Here is a 20,624-nt window from a genome sequence, read left to right as displayed (position 1 = left end):
TTCGGTGTGAGCGGGATGTGGAGCGAATCCGGGTCAGTGCAGCTCCGAGATCTGTTGGCACTGTGGGCAAACTGCCCACACCCTGGGGAAAACCCCTTGTGTATCAATAAGTTTGGGAAATTCTCTGTACACAGGCTGTGGACGTCTGTGGATGCGTACGCGTGCTTCGCTGCACTGCTGATCCGTACGCGCGCTTCAGCTGTGTACGCGCGAGAAGCCAGTCAGGGCACCAAAAAGGGCACCACGGGAGTCCGTGGTGCCCTTGAAGTCGAAACGAGACTGTCTACAAGCGAGTGTCCAAACTCAGCAGTCGGCTACTGACGGGCGCGCTGCTTGATCCGCGAGGTCAGCTCCTGCACCTGGTCGTAAATCCGCCGGCGCTCGGCCATCTCCTTGCGGATCTTCTTGTCCGCGTGCATGACGGTCGTGTGGTCGCGGCCGCCGAACGTCTGGCCGATCTTCGGCAGCGACATCTCGGTCAGCTCGCGGCAGAGGTACATCGCGATCTGGCGGGCCGTGGCGAGCGCCTTCGTCTTGCCCGGGCCGCACAGCTCGTCGAGCGTCACGTCGAAGAACTCCGCGGTGACGCCCATGATGGTCGGCGCGGTGATCTCCGGCGTGTGCGAATCCGGGATCAGGTCGCGCAGCACGATCTCGGCGAGCCCGACTTCCACCGGCTGCTGGTTCAGCGAAGCGAACGCGGTGACGCGGATCAGCGCGCCCTCCAGCTCGCGGATGTTCGCCTCGACCCGAGACGCGATGAACTCCAGCACCTCGCCGGGCACCGCGAGCCGGTCCTGCGCCGCCTTCTTGCGCAGGATCGCGATCCGCGTCTCCAGCTCCGGCGGCTGGATGTCGGTGATCAGGCCCCATTCGAACCGCGTCCGCAGCCGGTCCTCCAGCGTCTCCAGCCGCTTGGGCGGCCGGTCGGAGCTGACCACGATCTGCTTGTTCGCGTTGTGCAGCGTGTTGAAGGTGTGGAAGAACTCCTCCTGGGTGCCTTCCTTGCCCTCCAGGAACTGGATGTCGTCCACGAGCAGGATGTCGATGTCGCGGTAACGCCGCTGGAAGGCGACCTTGCGGTCGTCGCGCAGCGAGTTGATGAAGTCGTTCGTGAACTCTTCGGTCGAGACGTAGCGCACGCGCATGCCGGGGAACAGCCGCTGCGCGTAGTGCCCGACGGCGTGCAGCAGGTGTGTCTTGCCGAGTCCGGACTCGCCCCAGATGAACAGCGGGTTGTACGCCCGGGCCGGAGCCTCGGCCACGGCGACCGCGGCGGCGTGCGCGAAGCGGTTGGACGCGCCGATGACGAAGGTGTCGAAGTTGTACTTCTCGTTCAGCTTCGTCTTCGACGTCTGCGGCTGCGCCGGAGCGGTGTAGGGCTGGCCCGCGATCGGCTGCCCGGCGAACCGGGGCCAGATCTCGTTGGCGGTCGCCAGCGCTTCGCCCTCTTCGTCGACTTCCTCGTCCGGATCCTCGAGGTCGTCCAGGTTCGGGTGCACCGGCTGCTGCGGGGGCGGGGGCGGCGGTTCGACGCGGGCAGGCGGAAGACCGGCGGCGTCGACCTGCGGGCGGCGCGGCGGCGGCATCGGCTTCGGGCGCTCCGCGCGCACGTGGTCGGCCTGGCCGTTCTCAGTGTGCGGGCTCGCCGACGGGACCGGCTCCGGCCGGGGGGCGTCGTTTTCCACCCGGGCGGGTGACGCCACATAGCGGGGGGCCGGCGCGACCGGCTCGGTGCTGTCGACCTTCACCGCGAGCGACACCGGACGGCCGAGCCGACGGGACAGCGCTTCGGTGATCGAGGTGCGCAGCGCGCGTTCGATGGCTTCGTTCGCGAAATCGCTCGGCGCGGCGAGCAGCGCGGTGCCGTCGAGGAGACCGATCGGACGGGTCACCCGCATCCAGGCTCGTTGCTGCGGGGAGAGGGTGCCGTCGGACAGCTCCCGCACCACCTGCTCCCAGATGACGCCCAGATTGTGCTGGTGCTCCGACACCGGTCTGACTCCCCTCCCCTCGTCGGCGTGCACGCCTCGGACCACCCCGAGCACGTCCTGGAAGCTCGCCTCGAGCACGCGGTCCGGACTCACCCGCGCGACGGCACAGCGATATCCACAAAGTTGTCCACAGCTGTGCACTAATGTACGGCCGTCCGCAGCCACGCCACCTGCGGGCTCGCGTACTCCCCGGGCGCCTCCACACCCCCCCGGCGCCGGCGAAGCCGATTCAGTCCTGCCCGGAGGCCGAGAGAGGCACGCTAACAAGCCCTGCTCGATGCCACAAGACGTGGTGCTGCGCAAGCATTTCACGGTGTACGGCGTGTTGCCATTCGGTGCCGCGCCGTGCCGGAGGGCAGTCTGGCCGGTCGTCGCCGAGGGTGGCGGAGGGGCGCCTGCAGCGTTCACGACCGGGGTGCGTACCCTCGTAAGGTCTCCCGTATGCGACGGGTGCGTTTCGCGTGCCTACGTATGTCGTCGCTCGTCGTGACGAGGCCACCCGGTGGTAGGAGACAGCACGAACTTCCGTGCGACCCGCACGACACGCCGGGCGCCGGGGAATCCGCCGTCGCCCGACGGCCGAGACACAGGAGAAGCAGTGAGCAAGGGCAAGCGCACCTTCCAGCCGAACAACCGTCGCCGCGCGAAGACCCACGGTTTCCGCCTGCGCATGCGGACCCGTGCGGGCCGGGCGATCCTCGCGGCGCGCCGTCGCAAGGGCCGCGCCGAGCTGTCCGCCTGATCCGGCTCCGCGCAACCGCGTCGTGCTGCCCGCTGGCGCACGTCTGCGGCGGAGCGAGGACTTCCGGGTCGTCCTCCGCCGGGGGTCCCGAGCCGGCAGGCGCCGCCTCGTCGTCCATGCGTTGACCACGGACCCGTCCGTGGCCGCCTCGTTCGCGGCCAGGGCGGGTTTTGTGGTGAGCAAGGCCGTCGGGAACTCGGTGGTGCGCCACCGGGTGACCCGGCGGTTGCGCCACCTTGTTTCGGCGCGTCTCGGAACACTGCCCGCGGGCAGCTCGTTGGTGGTACGGGCATTGCCTCCGGCCGCGACCGCGTCGAGCGCTGAGCTCGGTGCGGATCTCGACGCCGCACTGCGCCGGCTCGGCCTCGCGCCGTCCGGCCGCCCGGCCGGGGCCGATGCTCCCCGGCAGCCGCGTCAGCAGGGCGCGGCCCCCGACCACGGATCAGCGGTGTAAACGGCCATGGACGCCACCTCCGAGCACAGCACCACCGAAGCACCCGAGGAAGACAAGCCGCCCCGGCCGGGTCCGGTCGCGTGGGTGCTGCTTCTTCCCGTGCGGTTCTACCGCAAGGCGATCTCGCCCTTTCTTCCCCCGGCCTGCCGGTTCTACCCGAGCTGCAGCGCGTACGCAGTCGAAGCCCTGACCCGCCACGGCGCGGCGCGGGGCTCCTACCTCGCGCTGCGCCGGCTGCTTCGCTGCGGTCCGTGGACCCCGCCCGGCCGCGACCCGGTGCCCGAGAAGTTCTCGTGGCGACACCGCACGCCTGAAACACCGATCGAGGAGTAGCTCAGTGCTCGATTTCATCTACTACCCCGTGTCCTTCATCTTGTGGTGTTGGCACAAGGTCTTCGGGTTCGTCTTCGGGGAAGCGACCGCGATCTCGTGGATCCTCGGCATCATCTTCCTGACGTTCACCGTCCGCGGCATCATGTTCAAGCCGTTCGTGAACCAGGTCCGGTCGATGAAGAAGATGCAAGACTTCGCGCCGGAAATGAAGAAGATCCAGAAGAAGTACGCGAACGACCGGCAGCGCCAGGCGCAGGAGATGCAGAAGCTCCAGCGCGAGCACGGCGTCAACCCGCTCGGCAGCTGCCTTCCGATGATCCTTCAGATCCCGGTCTTCATCGGCCTGAACCACGTGCTGCGCGCGTTCACCATGCCGCCCGCCGGCGGCGGCCCGAAGACCGAGAACTACTTCTTCAACGAGCACGACGTCAACTCGTACGTGAGCGCGAAGCTCTTCGGCGTCAACATGGGCGAGGCGGTCAACAACGGCGTCGGCGCCGTCGCCGGGCACGTCGCGAACGGCGGGTGGCACTGGGAGGTCCTCCCGGTCGCGCTGCCGCTGATGATCATCGCCTCGATCGCCACGCACCTCACCGCGCGGCACTCGGTCTCCCGGCAGAACGCTTCGGCCGCGGGCACCCCGCAGACCGCGATCATGAACAAGCTCACCATGTACGTCTTCCCGCTCGGCGTGCTCGTGTTCGGTGCCTTCTTCCCGCTCGGCCTGCTCTTCTACTGGCTGGCGAACAACGGCTGGACGCTCATGCAGCAGCGCCTCGTCTACACGAAGATCGACAAGGAAGAGGCCGCCCGCAAGGCGGAGGCCGCCGAGAAGCGCGCGTCGCTCGGCCCGAAGCCGGGTCAGAAGCCGACCGCGCCGAAGGTCGGCCAGAAGCCGGTGCAGCAGAAGAAGAACCAGCAGCAGGGCAAGGTGACCAAGGCGGGTTCGGCGCACGGTTTCGCGCAGACCGCGTCCGCGGGCGGCGGTGCCTCCTCGGAGAAGAAGGCGGCCGAACCGGCGGAGAGCGCGCCGGAGAACACAGCCACCCAGAACGGATCGAAGGAGAACGGCACCGGAGTGCCCGGGCTCCTCAAGGACTCGAACAGGAAGTCGGGCCGGAAGCGTCGCTGACGCTTCGGGTTCGGAGAGGAGACTGAACATGCCGGAGACGGTCGACACGATCGACGCCGATCAGGAAGAGACGAGTGCGGCGGCCGAGCCGAAGGCGGGCGGTGACGACGCTCTCGTGCAAGAGGGCGACATCGCCGGCGACTACCTCGAGCGTCTGCTTGACCTGCTCGACTACGACGGCGACATCGACCTGGACGTCGAAGCGGGCCGCGCGATCGTCAGCATCGACGGCGGCGACGACCTGGAGAAGCTGGTCGGTCCCCGCGGCACGGTGCTCGAAGCGCTGCAGGAACTGACCCGCCTCGCGGTCCAGCAGGAGACCGGCTCGCGCAGCCGGCTGATGCTGGACATCGCGGGCTGGCGCGCGGACCGCCGCGAGGAGCTCCGCGAACTCGGCCGGTCCACCGCGGAGTCGGTGCTGTCGAGCGGCGAGCGGGTGCGCCTGCAGCCGATGAGCCCGTTCGAACGGAAGGTCGTCCACGACGCGGTCGCGACGGTCAAGGGCGTCACGAGCGAGAGCGAGGGCGAGGACCCGAAGCGCCGCGTGGTGATCTTCCCCGAGGACTGAGCCCCCTCGGACGCGCGCCGCGTTGAGTACTGAGCCGAAGCGGCCCACCGGAGTGAATCCGGTGGGCCGCTTCTTTTATGTCTTCTTCCGCGGTACCGGCGGCGGGCCACTGCTACCCCGCCGACCTCGCTGACTCTGCCGACCTCGTTGACTTCGCTGACGGTGCTGACTGTCGCGGGCTCGCCCGCTGCGCGTGCCGGACTCTTCGATGCGGACCCGCTTCCCGACGTTAGCTTTCTCCCGAGCCGAGCCGAGCCGAGCCGAGCCGAGCCGAGCCGAGCCGAGCCGAGCCGAGCCGAGCCGAGCCGAGCCGAGCCGAGCCGAGCCGAGGCGAGCCGAGCCGAGGCGAGCCGAGCCGAGGCGAGCCGAGCCGAGCCGAGCCGAGCCGAGGCGAGCCGAGGCGAGCCGAGGCGAGCCGAGCCGAGGCGAGCCGAGCCGAGCTGCATTGCCCTCCGTTGGGCCTTCCCTGCCGGTGGAGCGAATTACACGCGTGGCGTTTCACGTGAAACCCGCCGTCGCCATCTCACCCAGGCGACCGCGTTTCACGTGAAACGACCTGTGGATCGCTCGGCGACTCGAGTGGAGTTGTCCACAGTTGCGGTCTGTCGGCTCGATTTGGCGTCGGCATCAGGGACAATCAAGCGGGCGCGTTTCACGTGAAACGCGCGGAGCGAGGAGTGGGAGTAGTGAGCTTGGACGGCGCCACCGGAACGGTCCGGACCGCGGCGGTGGAGGTGTTCGGGGAGCGCGTCGAGCAAGCCGCCGGGTACGTGGAGCTGCTGGCGACTCATGGGGTCGAGCGAGGGTTGATCGGGCCGCGTGAGGTGGAGCGGCTGTGGGAGCGGCACGTGCTGAACTCCGCGGTGATCGGCGAGCAGATCCCGTCCGAGGCGCGCGTGGTCGACGTCGGGTCGGGTGCCGGGCTTCCGGGAGTACCGCTGGCGATCGCTCGACCGGACCTCGATATCGTGCTCTTGGAACCCATGGCTCGCCGGGTTGACTGGTTGGCTGAGGTCGCCGAGAAGCTGGAACTCCCGATCACCATCGTCCGTGGACGCGCCGAGGAGCGGTCCGTACGCGAGCAGCTGGGTGGCGCAGACGTCGTCACCGCCCGCGCGGTCGCCCCTCTTGCTCGGCTCGCGGGCTGGTGCCTTCCCCTGGTTCGTCCCGAAGGTCGACTGGTTGCCCTCAAAGGCGCCAGCGCCGCCGAAGAGATCTCCCGCGACCGCGACGCGGTGCGCAAGGCCGGTGGGGCCGACCCACAGGTCGCGGAATGCGGGAAGGCAGTACTTGAAGTCCCCAGCACGGTGGTCCTGATCCGACGCCTGCCGCCGAAGCCGAACCGGCCACGCGGCAGACGGAGCTAGCGAACGACAACAGCCGCGCCGTTCCACGTGAAACATCGCGGTGTGAACGCCCCGAATCGTCTACCAGGAGGAGGTGTCGAGACCGGTGAATCCCCCGCCGTCCGACTCCGCGGAGGCCAGCCAGGAGATGGGCTGGACGCCGATCGCTGAAGAAGCCGTTCGCGCCGCGAGCGTGCTCCACCCCAAAGAAGGGGTACTCCCCCGACCCGCGCGCCGCCGGGTGCTCACCGTCGCCAACCAGAAGGGCGGGGTCGGCAAGACGACGAGCACCGTCAACCTGGCCGCGGCGCTCGCCGTGCACGGGCTGAAAACCTTGGTGATCGACCTCGACCCGCAGGGCAACGCCAGCACCGCGCTCGACATCGACCACCGCTCCGGGACGCCCTCGATCTACGAGGTGCTCATCGGCGAGGTCTCGATCGCCGAGGCCGCACAGCAGAGCGAGCAGTCCCCCAACCTCTACTGTGTGCCCGCGACCATCGACCTCGCCGGCGCCGAGATCGAACTCGTCTCCATGGCGAACCGCGAGACGCGGCTCAAGGAGGCGCTGTCGTCCGGGGCGCTCGACGAGATCGGCGTCGACTACGTCTTCATCGACTGCCCGCCGTCGCTCGGTCTGCTCACCGTCAACGCGATGGTGGCGGCGCAGGAAGTGCTCATCCCGATCCAGTGCGAGTACTACGCACTCGAAGGTCTCGGGCAGCTCCTCAGCAACATCGAACTCGTGCAGCAGCACCTCAACCGCGAACTCAGCGTGTCGACGATTCTGCTCACCATGTACGACGGTCGCACCAAGCTCGCCGACCAGGTGACCAACGAGGTCCGCAACCACTTCGGCGACACGGTGCTGAAGACCGTCATCCCGCGCAGCGTGAAGGTGTCCGAGGCGCCTGGCTACGGCCAAACCGTCCTCGCTTACGACCCCGGTTCACGTGGTGCCATGAGCTATCTCGACGCGGCGAAGGAGATCGCCGAGCGGGGTGTGAAGGAGAGGAGCAGCACCACATGACTGAGCGCAGAGGAGGGCTCGGCCGCGGACTGGCGGCCCTGATCCCGACCGGACCGGCGACGCCTCCTCCGGCCGCGACCGAGGCCGTCACGTCCGCGGACAAAGCGGCACGCGAGGACAAGGGCTGGTTCGCGGCGAACGGCGCGGCGGGCCAGCAGGTCGCGGGCGGCGAGGTCGCCGGCGCGGTGTACCGCGAGATCCCGGTCAGCTCGGTCAAGCCGAACCCGAAGCAGCCTCGTCAGGTTTTCGACGAGGAAGCACTCGCCGAACTCGAGCATTCGATCCGCGAGTTCGGGCTCATGCAGCCGATCGTCGTCCGCGAACTGGGCGAGGACGAGTACGAACTCGTCATGGGCGAGCGCCGGCTGCGGGCCTCGCAGCAGGCGGAGCTCGAGGCGATCCCCGCGATCGTGCGGCAGACCGCCGACGAGTCGATGCTGCGGGACGCGCTCCTGGAGAACATCCACCGTGTGCAGCTGAACCCGCTCGAAGAGGCGGCGGCTTATCAGCAGCTGCTCGACGAGTTCGCGGTGACGCACGAGGAGCTGGCCGGTCGCATCGGCCGGAGCCGTCCGGTCATCACGAACACGATCCGGTTGCTCAAGCTCCCCCTCCCCGTGCAGCGACGAGTGGCCGCCGGCGTCCTGTCCGCCGGGCACGCGCGGGCGCTGCTGTCGCTGGAGGATCCGGACAGCCAGGAAGAGCTGGCGGCGCGGATCGTCGCGGAGGGCATGTCGGTGCGCGCCACCGAGGAAGCCGTCACGCTGAAGAAGAGTGAGAAGCCGCCGAAGCCGAAGGCCGCTCCCCGCAAGCCGATCCAGGCACCCGGATTGCAGGAACTCGCGAACCGGCTGTCCGATCGGTTCGACACCCGGGTGAAGGTCGACCTCGGCCGGCGCAAGGGACGCATCGTTCTCGAGTTCGGGTCGGTAGACGATCTTGAGCGGATCGTCGGGATCATCGACGCGAATTCCGGGGAAAAAACGACGAATCAGAGCGACGAAACCGATTAGGGATCACCCAGGGGCGTTTCGTCACGGTGATGATTGCGGATCGAGGCGGCCACGGTCACGCGGAGTGGCCGCCGGAATCGACCGGCGCGGGGAAGGGCGGCAGTCCGCCGTCCACCCCGGCCGCCTGGTTCTAGTTCGCGCGAGCGACGGCGCGCGCGACGAGATCCGCGAAAACTGAACCGAGGGTGGTGCCGGCGGCCTCGACCGCCATCGGCACCGTCGACGTTTCGGTGAGACCCGGCGAGAGGTTCACCTCAAGGAAGTGGACTCCCCCGTCCGGCGTGATCACCGCGTCGGTGCGCGAGATGTCGCGCAGCCCGAGCCACCGGTGCGCCCCGACCGCGAGTTCGCTGACCGCCTTCGCGGCTTCGTCGGAAATCCGGGCCGGGGTGAAGAAGTCAGTGAGACCCGCGGTGTAGCGCGCGGTGTAGTCGTAGACGCCGCTCTCCGGCACGATCTCCACCGCGGGCAGGGCCTCGGCCCCGTTCTCCCCTTCGATGACCGTGACGGCCACTTCAACGCCGTCCACGAACCGTTCCGCGAGCACGGTGTCGCCGTACGCGAAGCAGCCGACCATCGCCGCGGGCAGCTCCGCCGCTTCCCGGACCACCTGCGTGCCGAGCGCCGACCCGCCCTGGTCCGGTTTGAGGATCAGCGGCAGGCCGAGCCGCTCGACCATCGCGTCGAGCACCGACTGGGCGCCCAGCTCCCGGAAAGTGCTGTGCGGCAACACAATCCAGTCCGGCGTCGAGAACCCGGCCTGCTGCACGAACGCCTTCGCGGTCGGCTTGTCCCAGGCGCGGCGGCAACCCTGCGAGTGGGTGCCGACGAACGGCACGTCGAGCATCTCCAGCACGGTCTGCACCGAGCCGTTTTCGCCCTCACCGCCGTGCAGTGCGACGACAACCGCGTCCGGACGCTGCGTGCGCAGCCGTTCCAGCAGTCCGGCGTCGGTGTCCCACTCCTCGACCGTGAGGCCCTCGGCCCGCAGCGCGGCGGAGAGCCTGCGCCCGGAGCGGAGCGAAACGTCGCGTTCGTGGGAAAGCCCGCCGGCGAGCACGGCAACGGTACGGTCGACCACCGTGGGAACTCCTTAGTGTTGCTGGGCCGGTCAGACCGTGTCCGGAGACGGGGTCTCGGGCCCCGGGATGGTGCGAGCCTTCACGCTACCGAAGGTGCGGCCGAGGTCCATTTCGGACTCGAGCACCGCGGCGAGCCGGCGCACGCCCTCGCGGATGCGTTCCGGCGTCGGATAGCAGTACGACAACCGCATCTGGCGGGAGCCGAACCCGTCGGCGTAGAAACCGGTGCCGGACGCGTACGCGACCCGAGCGGTAACCGCGCGCGGCAACATCGCTTTGGTGTCAACGCCTTCCGGCACGGTGACCCACACGTAGAAGCCGCCGTCGGGGTTGGTCCAGGAGCAGCCGGGCGGCAAATACTGTTGCAGCGCCGACAACATCGCGTCGCGGCGTTCCCGGTAGTTCTCCCGGAACTTCTTGATCTGGCCCTTCCAATCGTGCGTCGCGAGGTAGCGCGAGACGATCATCTGGTTGAAGGTCGGCGGGCACAGCGTCGCGGATTCCGCTGCCAGCACAAGCTTTTCGCGCACCGCGTGCGGCGCGAGTACCCAGCCGACGCGCAGTCCGGAGGCGAACGTCTTGGAGAACGAGCCGAGGTACACGACGTTGTCCGGGTCGAGCGAGCGCAGCGCCGGGTAGGTCTGGCCGTCGAAACCGAGCAGGCCGTACGGGTTGTCCTCGATGATCAGCACGCCGTGTTCACGGCAGATCTCGACGATTTCCGGCCGCCGTTCGACCGACAGCGTCACGCCGGCCGGGTTGTGGAAATTCGGGATCGTGTAAAGGAATTTGACCCGCTGCCCGGCTTTTTCGGCCTGGCGCAAGGCTTCCCGCAACCCTTCGGGAACGAGACCGTGCTCGTCCATCGCGACGTGCACGACGTTCGCCTGGTACGCGGAGAACGAGCCGAGCGCGCCGACATACGACGGGCCTTCGGCGATCACGACGTCACCCGGGTCGCAGAAAAGCCGGGTCACCATGTCGAGGCCCATCTGGGAACCGACAGTGACCACGACGTCGTCGGGGTGCGCCTTGATCCCCTCGAGAGCCATGATTTCGCAGATCTGGTCACGCAGCGCGGGAATCCCGTGCGCGGACCCGTACTGCAGGGCGACGAGCCCCTCCTCGGCGATGATCTCGCCGACCTGAGCCGAGAGGGTGTCGAGCGGCAGCGCGGCCAGGTTCGGCATGCCACCGGCGAGCGAGACGACCTCCGGCCGGCTTGCCACTGCGAAAAGCGCGCGGATCTCGGATGCGGTCATCCCGGCGGTACGTGCCGCGTACCGGTCGAGATGCGGGTCGAGATTGTGGCGGCCGGTCTGCGGCTTGGCGGGGCGGTTCTCGGTCATCGGACACCTGAGGGCTCGGTGGTACCTGCTGGTAGATCCATCGAGTGTAACCGCGGCCTCTTCCGGCTCCCCGCTCTTCCGGCGCTTGTCACATCGGCCTATCCTCGGGGTGGTTCTTCCGGTGCTGCCTGCGCTCTTGCGGGCGCGAAGGCCGGAGTTGCGGGGTTCAGGGAGGTTTCAGGTGTCACGTCGCGTGGTGGGCGTCACCCTGGACAATCTCGAGCACCTGCCCAAGAGCTGCCGCCAGTGCGTGTACTGGGAGCTCGCGCCGCATCTGAAGGCGCAGGCCGATGAATACGGCTCCACCGAGGTCGAGAAGGAAGCCTGGGTGTCCAGCGTGCTGCTGGAATGGGGTTCCTGCGGCCGCATCGTCTACAGCGACACGCTGCCGGTCGGCTTCGTGCTCTACGCCCCGCCGAACGCGGTGCCCCGCTCGCTCGCCTTCCCGACGTCGCCGCCCAGCGCCGACGCCGTCCTGCTCACCGCCTTCCAGGTCCTGCCGGAATTCCGCGGCGGCGGCCTGGGCCGGATGCTGGTGCAGGCGGTGGCGAAGGACTTGACCAAACGAGGCGTCCGCGCGATCGAAGCCTTCGGCGACGCCACCCCCGACGACGAGGACCCGCTGGGCCAGCATTCCTGCGTGCTGCCCGCCGCGTTCCTGCAGAGCGTCGGCTTCAAAACGGTGCGCCCGCACCGGAAGTACCCGCGACTGCGTCTGGAACTGCGCTCGGCGATCACCTGGAAGGAAGACGTCGAAGCCGCCCTGGAACGTCTGCTGGGCCAGGTGACGATCACGACCGCCGAACCGAGCCTCGGCCGCGCCTGACTGTTGTTCTCTGGGCTGACCAGATCAGCCAGAATGACGTCGCTGGCACTCACTTTGAACAGCCCGTCGGTCTTGCTCGCCGCTGGCCGCGCCTGCGGGCTTCTATTCGCCTCTTTGGTCACTCTCCGTACTGACCGAGCGGCTTCCCTGGCTTCCCGCCGAGCTTTCACCCCGCGCTTTTCGCCCCGCGACTGACCTTGTCCGGGACCGCCTCAACAGCATCATCCGAGGTCAGACCGCGCCCGGTCCTCTCCGCTTCCAGGTGGGGCCTGGCTCGGCTAGACCGGCCCCATACCACCTCTGGATCGCCGCGGAAACACCCACTCCCGGTACCTGTGGGCAACTGTGGAAGAACCCCCGAGTTATCCACAGATTGCAGATAGAGGCCGTGGAAAAGCTGTGGATGGATAGAATGGATCTGGGGACGCCCCCCGGTGAGGGTGGGGGCTGCCCCCAGGTGTGGTGGCGGCTGGAACGGCTGGGCGCAAGTTCTTGTGGCGCCGGTTAAGCGGTGGGGTGGCTCCGGTTGTTAGGTCCTGAGGGCGCGGTCGGGGCGCGTGGGGTGGGGACGAGAGTCGCGGGGGGTGCTGGTCCGGGGACGGGGCGGCTGGTGGTGACTGTGGGTAGCAGGTGGCGGAGGTGAGACAGGGTCAGCACGGGTAAACGGGCGGGCGCGCGCCGGGCTGAGAGGGGCAGCGGCCGGTTGGGGCGCGCTGGACGGGGCTCTGGCGGTATTGGGCGAGATAAGCCCGGGGAAGGGCGTCTCAGGCCCAGGCAAGGGGTAAGAAGGAACGCTGCGGCCGAACGAAAAGAGCGGTTACTCGGCCTTCGCGAGTTCGTGGGCCAGGACGTCGGCGAAGGTGAAGGTGCCGGTGGGCTGGTCGCCTTCGCCCAGGAGGTAGAGGCGCTTCACCGCGATGAGGATGCCCTCGGCCACGACGTCGCGGAAGGCGGGGTCGGCCAGGCGGGCGGCGTCGTCCGGGTTCGTCAGGTAGCCGATTTCCACGCGGACCGCGGGGCAGCGCGTGCGGGTGAAGATTTCCCACGTCTTGTAGTGCGTGCGGCAGTCCAGCAGGCCGGTGCGGGCTGCGACCTCGCGCTGGATGAAGCCGGCCAGCAGTTCGCCGACGGTCGACGTCGTGCCGTTGCCGGTGCCGAAGTGGAAGCTCGCCACGCCCTGGGCGCGCGGCGACGGGTTGCCGTCGCTGTGCAGCGACAGGAACAGGTCCGCGCCGGCGTCGTTGGCGAAACGGGCGCGTTCGAAATCCGTCGGGCTGTGGTTCGGGCCCCGGCTGATCAGGGCCTCCATGCCGGTCGCCTGCATCCGGCCTTCGAGCCGTCGCGCCAGGTCCCAGGCGATGTCCGCCTCGCGCAGGCCGCCGGCGACGACGCCGAGGTCTTCGCCTCCGTGGCCCGGGTCGATGACGATGCGCTTGCCGCGCAGCCGCGGGCCTGCCTGGCGCACCTGCTCCTGCTCGCGCAGGAAGACCGGGCGGCCGCCGCGGGCGCGGGGCGACGACAGGCGGTGCAGTTCGCGGATCGTGGCCGGGCCGCAGATGCCGTCCGACGTCAGGCGCATGTCGCGCTGGAACGTGCGGAGGGCGCGTTCGGTCTGCGGGCCGAAATACCCGTCCGGGCGACCCGCGTCGAAGCCCAGTTCGGTGAGCCGTTCCTGAAGAGTGAAAACGTCGTCGCCGTGCACCGGCGACGACAAAAGGTACTGGAGCGGGCGGCTCCCGAGGTGATAGCTGGCGCCCTTGAGCGCCTGGTACGTCGCAGGGCCCACCACGCCGTCGGTGATGAGCCCGCGGCGCTGCTGGAACGCGCGCACGGCCTGCTCCACCGCGACGTCGAACGTGTTGTACCGCTCGGTCCCCGCCACCGGCGGGAGCAGATCCATCCCGGCAAGGATCGACCTGATCTCGGCGACGTCGGGACCGGCGTCACCGCGGCGGAGTACCCGCATGCACTCCTCGCTCTTCCTCAGGCACCGAAACCGGCTCGATGCGAAACAGAAACCCGGGTAGGGGTGTACCCAGGCACCTATTGTGCCCTGTGAACTCTCGGTAAGGACGCAGGCCCGGTCGGTGCGCCCCTGGAGGGGTGGGTCCGTACTCGGGGGACACGCCGGGTACACCTGCGTGCCCACCCCCGTGCGGGTGGTACCCGAATGTGCGAGAACCCGGACCGGCGCGTCGATCGCCGCTGGCCCGGGTTCTCAGCAGGTGGACCGGCTCAGAGCACGTCGGCGAGATCGGACAGCAGCGCGGCCTTCGGCTTCGCGCCCACGATCTGCTTCACCGGCTTGCCGCCCTGGAACAGGATCAGCGTCGGAATCGACATCACCTGGTAGTCACGCGCCGTGTTCGGGTTCTCGTCGATGTCGAGCTTCGCGACGGTGATCTTGTCGCCGTTTTCCTTCGCGATCTCCTCGAGCACCGGGGCGACCATCTTGCACGGTCCGCACCAGGTCGCCCAGAAATCGACGAGAACGGGCTTCTCGCTGGTCAGGACGTCGTCCACGAACGACTTGTCAGTCACCTTCACGGGTTCGGACATCGCTTGCTCCTTCAACTCGGTGGGAAAGTCAGTGCTCGCCGGCGCCGTAGCCGCCGCCGACCAGTTCCGGTGCCTCGTGCGCCTGCGACTCGCCGTGCTCCGCGAGCCATCGTTCCGCGTCGATCGCCGCGCTGCAGCCGGAACCGGCCGCGGTGATCGCCTGGCGGTAGGTGCGGTCGACCAGGTCGCCGGCGGCGAACACGCCGGGTACGTTCGTGTAGGACGTGCGGCCCTGCGTGAGCACGTAGCCGTCCTCGTCCACGTCCACCTGGCCGCGGACCAGCTCGCTGCGCGGGTCGTGGCCGATCGCGACGAAGAACCCGGTCACGTCGAGCGTCTTCTCCTCGCCGGACTTCGTGTCGCGCACCTTCAGGCCGGACACCGTCCCGTCGCCCTCGACGCCGGTGATCTGCGAGTTCAGCTGCCACTTGATCTTGTCGTTCGCGCGAGCGCGCTCGAGCATGATCTTCGACGCCCGGAACTCGTCGCGGCGGTGCACGATCGTCACCGACTTGGCGAACTTCGTCAGGAAGGTCGCCTCCTCCATCGCCGAGTCGCCGCCGCCGGCCACGGCGATGTCGTGGTCGCGGAAGAAGAAACCGTCACAGGTCGCACAGGCGGACACGCCGCGGCCGAGCAGCTCCTGCTCGCCCGGCACCTTCAGGTACCGCGCGGCGGCGCCCATGGCGAGGATGACCGCGCGGGCGGCGTAGCGCTTGCCGTTCGCGACGACGTACTTCACGTCGCCGGTCAGCTCGAGCGACTCGACGTCCTCCGCGCGCAGCTCGGCGCCGAAACGCTCGGCCTGCTTGCGCATCTCCTCCATCAGGTCCGGGCCCTGGATCCCGTCGCGGAAGCCCGGGAAGTTCTCGACCTCGGTGGTCGTCATCAGCGCGCCGCCGAACTGCGTGCCCTCGAACACCAGCGGTTCGAGCTGTGCGCGCGCCGCGTAGACCGCTGCGGTGTAACCGGCAGGACCCGACCCGACGACGATCAGGTTCCTGATTTCCTCGGCAGCCACCCGTCAACCCTCCGCTCGTCATGACCTGTGCTCCAGGCTCAACACGATCGTAGGTGGAGGTGTTCCCGGCGGTGACGGCCGCTACGCCCTGCCCGCTACTTCTTGCCGACCACCTTGTCGAACAGCTTGTCCGGGTGGCCCGGCCCGCAGTCCGCGCCGAACGCGACCAGCCGGAACTGCGCGAGCTTGCCGGTGGTGTAAATCGCCACCACGCCCGGCTTGCCCTCGACCGTCACCGGCCGCACGCCTTCCGGCCGCACCGCCGGGTCCATGCCCGCCGCCTCGACACACGCGTCGAACCGCTTCCCGTCCTGCAGCGGACCGTAGTTCCGCACGCCGAGACCGCCGCCGAGCAGCGCTTCCGCCCCGCTCCCGTCGGCGCCGACGGACGGGCCGCCCACCGCGGACGGTGCGGGCGCGGCGACGCCGGAGGTCTCCGAGGTCGTCTTGCCGGGCACCGTCAGCGTGATCGCTACCGCGGCGGCCGCGGCGGCGGTCAGGATCCCGGCACCCCAGCCGAGCTGCCGGTTCCGCCGCTTCCGCGCCGCCGACAGGTCCACCACCGGCGCGACCTGCTGCTCAGCAGGCGCCGGTGCCGCGGCCGGAAACGTCGCCTCCTGCCGGGCCGCCGACTCCGCGGCGAGCGCGGCGTCGAGCCGGGCCGCGAACTCGGCGGGCATCGGCGGGGCCGGTTCCGCGGCGAGCGCGGACAGGTCGGCGGTGGTCGCCTCGAGGGCCTCGATGATCGCGCGTGCTTCCGGATCCGCGTTCACCCGCGGCCACAGCTGCGCTGCCTCGTGCTCGTCGAGGACCCCGGCGTGGAGGTCGGCGAGCAGGTCGACAGACCAGGGCGGTCCGATGGTTCCGCCTGCCCCCCGGCTCTCGTCCGTCATCGTCCCTCCCCGTTCCCCGGCGAGCGCTGGGCTCGCCCGGCACTCCGGGACCCCTCCGAAGTGGCGTGCTTGCGTTTGCTTTCGTTAGTTGGGACGTCGCCACCCGCGTCCGGGTTCCGCAGATGCCCGAGAACCTTCGCGAGTTTTCCCCGCCCGCGCGCACACCGGCTCTTGACCGTGCCCTCGGCGATGCCGAGCATCTTCGCGGTCTCGGCCACCGAATAGCCCTCGACGTCGACGAGCAGGATCGGCGCGCGCTGGTCTTCGGGCAACTCGTCGAGCGCCTTGCGGACCAGCAGGCTGGTTTCCTTCTCCGCCATCGAATCGCCGGGCGCGGCCGGTTCGTTGAACTCCCCGGTCTCGGGCAGCGGCACGGTCGGCCGGGCCTGCCTCCGCCGGATCCGGTCGAGGCACGCGTTCACCACGATCCGGTGCAGCCAGGTGGTGACCTGCGATTCCGCGCGGAACTTGCCCGCCGCGCGGAACGCCGAGATGAACGCCTCCTGCAGCGCGTCCGCCGCCTCTTCCGGATCGCGCAGCGTGCGCAGCGCTACCGCCCACATGCGGTCTCGATGCCGCCGGACCAGTTCACTGAACGCATGCGGATCGCCCGCGGCGTGTGCCGCGATCAGATCCGCATCCGTGGGAGCTGCAGCCGTCACCCGGCAGAGCCTACTGAGTCGTGGTCGCAGGTCACGCCGCAGGCAGGAAGGTCAGCTCTCCGATCTGGCTCACGAAGCCGTTGCCGCCGTTGTCGCCCAGCTGGGTGATCCAGACGATGAAGTACTGGCTTTGCGTCGGCTGCTGCAGGGTGATCGTGGTGTCCGGCCCGTTCAGGTCCCCGCCTCCGACCACCTTGGTGTCGTCGAGCTGCGGGTTCTTGCTGTCCGCCGACCGGATCTCGACCTTCGTGCCCGGGCTGTCCGCGCTGATCTTCACCTGCGCGAGGTTCACCGGGTTGTCGAACGAGACCGCGATCCCGACGCCGGGCTTCAGCGCGGGCAGCTGCTGCTGGTACTGGTCGGTCTTCCAGACCGTGCCCGGGTCGCCGTCGATCGTGTTCTTCACCCGGCCGGGGTTGTCGCCCGAGCCCTCCGGGTTGTAGAGCGAGGCTGATTTCGGAGCCACCGGATCGCCGATCTTCGGACCCGCGGGCGGCTGGTTCCCCGGCGGCGGCGCCTGGTTGCCCGGTTTGGCCGGGGCCGCGCTGCTCGGGGGTGCCGCGACGTTGAGCGGAGGACCGGACGGTTTGCCGTCGCCCTGGAACAGGTTGATCAGCATCAGCCCGCCCCACGCGAGGATCACCACGGTCGCGACCACCAGCACGGTGACGCCGAAGGCCAGCTTCCGCCGCCGCGCGACGTCCTTCACCGGCTTCTTCGTGGTCCAGATCGTGCCGTCGGAATCGACCGCCTCGTCCTTGCCGACCGCGTTGATCAGCTGGGTGCGTTCCTCCTGCTCGGCGACCTGGCCGAGCACGCGCAGGATGGCCGAGCTGGTGCGGATCCCGCCGCTGCCGCCGTCCTCGATCGTGCGGACGGCCAGCGAGGACAGCTCCGGCGGCACCGCGGGCACCAGCGACCGCGGCGGCACGACGTGCCCCTGCGGGGTGAGCGGCGCCGCGGGGATCGCGGGCGGTCCGCCGGGCAGCGCCCAGCGTCCGGTGAGCAGTAGATACAGGACCGCGCCGAGCGCCTTGACGTCGTCGCGGAGGGTGGCTTCCGGCAGCGGGCCGGGGAAGGCGAGCTTAAGCGCGCCGCCCGGCGTGAGCCGCAGTCGCTGCGGGTGGTCGAGGCCGAGGACGAGACCGTTCTGGTGGGCGTGGTCGACCGCCTCGGCGAGCGCCTGCACCATCCGCGCGGCCGCGGCGGGGGCCACCGGGCGCTGCGCGACCAGGTCCACCAGGTCGCTGCCCTTGGTCCACTCCGCCACCACGACGCCGAGCAGTCCCTCGCTGGAGGTGACGCCGCTGCCGAGGCTGAGCACGTCGAGCACCCGCGCGACGCCGCCGTGTCCGAACTTCGACGCGTGCGCGGCCCGTTCCAGGGTGCGCCGGGCCTGCCGCGCCGCCTCCGGGTCGGCCGGATCGCCGACCAGCAGCGTCAGTGCGACGTCCCGTTTGAGCTGCCCGTCCCGTGCCCGCCAGAGGTGCGCCGCGGCTCGCTCGTCCACCCCGAACTGGGCAAGCAGGCGATACCGGCCGTCCCCTACGACGCGTCCGGGCGCGAGCGATCCGCCCCGGGCGCGAATGCCCGCGGCGTCCCCCGCCTGCTCGCTTCGTCTCGTGTCCACGCTCTCTCCCGCTTCGCTCCCGGCACCGAGGGTACCCGGATCATCAGCCGTAGAAGCGTCGTGAGTCGTGAATCAATCGTTACCCGCGCTTGATCAATCGAGTGAATCTCGATGTTACGGGCTTCAGCTCCTCGACCTTCAGCGCCATGAGCACCCCGAACGAGACCGTGATCCCGACGACTCCCTGCAGGACGAGCTTGATCCAGGCGTGCGGAACCGGGCCGAGGGACGAGGGCACGATCAGCCCCACGACCCACGCGGCGGCGACCCCGAGCACACTCGCCACGACCGTGAACAGGATCACCCCGATCACCCGCTTGCTGCGCAGGTTGCCGAGCGTCACCCACAGCCACACCTGGCCGAGCATCGCGCCGATCACGTAGGTCAGCGCGTTGACCATCATGACGCCGAGCACGACGTTCTCCGGGTTCAGCAGCACCGGGCACAGGAACAGCAGCGGCACCTTGACCACAGTCATCACGATCATGATCAACGTCGGCGTGCGCGCGTCCTTCATCGCGTAGAACACCCGCATCTGGAGCATCACCAGCGCGTACGGCAGCAGCGCGAACGCCGTGATCGCCAGCGCCTGGCCCATCCGCTCGGCGCCCTCCAGCGAGCCCTTGCCCAGCGCGAACAGCGCGACGCCCATCGACGAGCCGACGATGGTCATCACCGCGGAGATCGGGACGAGGGTCACCGTCGAGATCCGCGAGGCGTAGGACAGGTCGGCGACCAGCTTCTTCGTGTCGCCGTCGGCGGCGGCGCGGCTCATCCTCGGCATGATCGCGGTCAGCAGCGAGACGCCGAGCACGCCGTAGGGAAGCTGGAAGAGCAGCCACGCGTAGTTGTAGGCGGTGACGCCGCCCGAGGTGCCCTTGGTGAGCACGCGGGTGGTGATCGTGAGGCCGACCTGGCTGACCGCGACGTAGCCGACAACCCACAGGGCCAGCCCGCCGAACTCCTTCATCCGGCTGTCCAGGCCCCAGCGCCAGCGCGGGCGGAAGCCCGACCGCAGCAGCGGCGGGACCAGCATGAGCGCCTGCGCGGCGATGCCGCCGGTGACGCCGAGGCCGAGGATGAGCACCTTCGGGTCGGTGAGCGACGGATTGCCGGTGTCGATCGAACCGGGCATCAGCCAGACCACGAGGATCGTGAAGATGACCACCAGGTTGTTGATCACCGGGGCCCACGCGGTCGGACCGAACACGTGCTTGGCGTTCAGCATCGCCGAGACCAGCGCGAACACGCCGTAGAAGAAGATCTCCGGCAGCAGCAGATAGGCGAACGCCGTGGTCAGGCCCGCGCTCGCGTTGCCGGACGAATCGATGTACAGCGACGTGAACGCCGGTGCCGCGACCACCGCGATCACGGTGCCGATGAACAGCACGGTGACGCCGGTGGTCAGCAGCCGTTGCGCGTAGGCCTGGCCGTGGTCCGGATCGTCCTGCGAACGCACCAGCAGCGGCACCACCACGCTGGTGAGCACGCCGCCGAGCAGCAGCTCGAAGATGATGTTCGGCATCGTGTTCGCGACGTTGAACGAGTCGGTCGCGATCCCGTTGCCGATCGCCGCGACCAGCAGCACCTTCCACAGGAACCCGGTGATCCGGCTGATCAGCGACGCGATCGCCATCCGGCCGGACTCCTTGGCCACCGACGGGCCTTCGTCCTTCGGCTGCTCGGGAGCCTCGGCCGGACGCGCGAGCGGCGCGTCCTTGATCCGCGGCATGACCTGGGTGGCCAGCGCGTCGTACGGGCGCAGCACGTCCGGGTCGGCCGTCGGCCAGCGCGACGGGGCCGCCAGCGGGACGCCGGCGGTGCGCGGGATGAACCGGGTGGCGTCCGGGTCCCGCATCGCCTCTTCCTGCCACGGCCGGATCGGCGTGCCGGGTCGCGGGCCGCGGCCGCGGTGCACCGGCGGCTGCGGGCCCGGCACGTTCGCGGGCGGCGGCGTCGGCTGCGGAAGCTGGCCCCGGTTCGGCGCCTG

The 20,624-nt window shown here is 69.3% G+C and carries 19 protein-coding genes; 9 read left to right on the top strand and 10 right to left on the bottom strand.

The features are described 5' to 3' along the window. Positions 1–314 precede the first annotated feature (314 nt). Positions 315–1,994, bottom strand: coding sequence for a chromosomal replication initiator protein DnaA (gene dnaA / locus SSMG_RS38780; protein WP_037718697.1), 1,680 nt, complete (start codon positions 1,992–1,994; stop codon positions 315–317). Between the two features lie 598 nt (positions 1,995–2,592). Here dnaA and rpmH point away from each other — a divergent pair. From rpmH to SSMG_RS38740, 8 genes are all read left to right on the top strand, one after another. Continuing rightward, positions 2,593–2,736 carry a 50S ribosomal protein L34 gene (gene rpmH, locus SSMG_RS38775; RefSeq protein WP_037363527.1) on the top strand — a complete coding sequence of 48 codons (144 nt, stop codon included), beginning with the start codon at positions 2,593–2,595 and terminating at the stop codon, positions 2,734–2,736. Between the two features lie 22 nt (positions 2,737–2,758). Next, positions 2,759–3,190 carry a ribonuclease P protein component gene (gene rnpA, locus SSMG_RS38770; RefSeq protein ID WP_037716315.1) on the top strand — a complete coding sequence of 144 codons (432 nt, stop codon included), beginning with the start codon at positions 2,759–2,761 and terminating at the stop codon, positions 3,188–3,190. A gap of 6 nt (positions 3,191–3,196) precedes the next feature. Next, the gene (yidD, locus tag SSMG_RS38765) at positions 3,197–3,523 is read left to right on the top strand and encodes a membrane protein insertion efficiency factor YidD (protein ID WP_009085349.1); all 327 of its coding nucleotides are present in this window, start codon (positions 3,197–3,199) and stop codon (positions 3,521–3,523) included. A 4-nt stretch (positions 3,524–3,527) separates the two neighbouring features. Continuing rightward, on the top strand, positions 3,528–4,655 hold the full coding sequence (gene yidC / locus SSMG_RS38760; protein WP_009085347.1) for a membrane protein insertase YidC: 1,128 nt from the start codon (positions 3,528–3,530) through the stop codon (positions 4,653–4,655). A gap of 28 nt (positions 4,656–4,683) precedes the next feature. Continuing rightward, positions 4,684–5,223 carry a R3H domain-containing nucleic acid-binding protein gene (locus SSMG_RS38755; RefSeq protein WP_009085346.1) on the top strand — a complete coding sequence of 180 codons (540 nt, stop codon included), beginning with the start codon at positions 4,684–4,686 and terminating at the stop codon, positions 5,221–5,223. A gap of 692 nt (positions 5,224–5,915) precedes the next feature. Further along, positions 5,916–6,590, top strand: a complete 675-nt coding sequence (gene rsmG, locus SSMG_RS38750) for a 16S rRNA (guanine(527)-N(7))-methyltransferase RsmG (RefSeq protein WP_286157010.1) — start codon at positions 5,916–5,918, stop codon at positions 6,588–6,590. 85 nt (positions 6,591–6,675) lie between these two features. Further along, complete coding sequence (locus SSMG_RS38745) at positions 6,676–7,599, top strand: ParA family protein (RefSeq protein WP_037716311.1); 924 nt, start codon at positions 6,676–6,678, stop codon at positions 7,597–7,599. Next, positions 7,596–8,612, top strand: coding sequence for a ParB/RepB/Spo0J family partition protein (locus tag SSMG_RS38740; RefSeq protein WP_009085341.1), 1,017 nt, complete (start codon positions 7,596–7,598; stop codon positions 8,610–8,612). Before SSMG_RS38745 ends, SSMG_RS38740 begins: the two co-directional genes overlap by 4 nt. A gap of 130 nt (positions 8,613–8,742) precedes the next feature. Here the strand turns inward: SSMG_RS38740 and SSMG_RS38735 are convergent, their stop codons facing one another. Then, positions 8,743–9,693 (bottom strand): D-alanine--D-alanine ligase, encoded by a 951-nt coding sequence (locus SSMG_RS38735; RefSeq protein ID WP_009085339.1) that lies wholly within the window; start codon positions 9,691–9,693, stop codon positions 8,743–8,745. Positions 9,694–9,723: 30 nt separating this feature from the next. Continuing rightward, positions 9,724–11,043: a PLP-dependent aminotransferase family protein gene (locus SSMG_RS38730; RefSeq protein ID WP_009085337.1), complete on the bottom strand. Its 1,320-nt coding sequence runs from the start codon at positions 11,041–11,043 to the stop codon at positions 9,724–9,726. Positions 11,044–11,224: 181 nt separating this feature from the next. Here SSMG_RS38730 and SSMG_RS38725 point away from each other — a divergent pair, with 181 nt between their 5' ends. Then, positions 11,225–11,869 (top strand): GNAT family N-acetyltransferase, encoded by a 645-nt coding sequence (locus SSMG_RS38725; RefSeq protein WP_009085334.1) that lies wholly within the window; start codon positions 11,225–11,227, stop codon positions 11,867–11,869. 817 nt (positions 11,870–12,686) lie between these two features. On the opposite strand, the gene SSMG_RS38720 is transcribed toward SSMG_RS38725, so the two are convergent. From SSMG_RS38720 to murJ, 7 genes are all read right to left on the bottom strand, one after another. Then, entirely contained in the window at positions 12,687–13,835 is a 1,149-nt protein-coding gene (locus SSMG_RS38720) for an N-acetylmuramoyl-L-alanine amidase (protein ID WP_009085332.1), read from the bottom strand. A gap of 269 nt (positions 13,836–14,104) precedes the next feature. Next, positions 14,105–14,428, bottom strand: a complete 324-nt coding sequence (trxA, locus tag SSMG_RS38715; protein ID WP_009085330.1) for a thioredoxin — start codon at positions 14,426–14,428, stop codon at positions 14,105–14,107. A gap of 28 nt (positions 14,429–14,456) precedes the next feature. Next, positions 14,457–15,449: a thioredoxin-disulfide reductase gene (gene trxB, locus SSMG_RS38710; RefSeq protein WP_009085328.1), complete on the bottom strand. Its 993-nt coding sequence runs from the start codon at positions 15,447–15,449 to the stop codon at positions 14,457–14,459. Between the two features lie 95 nt (positions 15,450–15,544). Beyond that, positions 15,545–16,342, bottom strand: a complete 798-nt coding sequence (locus SSMG_RS38705; protein ID WP_009085326.1) for a hypothetical protein — start codon at positions 16,340–16,342, stop codon at positions 15,545–15,547. Further along, on the bottom strand, positions 16,339–17,004 hold the full coding sequence (sigM, locus tag SSMG_RS38700; RefSeq protein ID WP_009085324.1) for an RNA polymerase sigma factor SigM: 666 nt from the start codon (positions 17,002–17,004) through the stop codon (positions 16,339–16,341). The genes SSMG_RS38705 and sigM overlap by 4 nt, the downstream gene beginning before the upstream one ends. Positions 17,005–17,035: 31 nt before the next feature. After that, positions 17,036–18,634, bottom strand: a complete 1,599-nt coding sequence (locus SSMG_RS38695) for a protein kinase family protein (RefSeq protein WP_009085321.1) — start codon at positions 18,632–18,634, stop codon at positions 17,036–17,038. A 79-nt stretch (positions 18,635–18,713) separates the two neighbouring features. Continuing rightward, positions 18,714–20,624 (bottom strand): murein biosynthesis integral membrane protein MurJ (gene murJ, locus SSMG_RS38690; RefSeq protein WP_199786115.1); only part of this gene is annotated, 1,911 nt, incomplete at its 5' end.

Origin of the sequence: Streptomyces sp. AA4, from assembly GCF_000158875.1 — a bacterium.
Classification (GTDB): Bacteria; Actinomycetota; Actinomycetes; order Mycobacteriales; family Pseudonocardiaceae; genus Amycolatopsis.
Note: the sequence above shows the minus strand (reverse complement) of the source record. Positions and strands in the feature narration are given on the sequence as shown.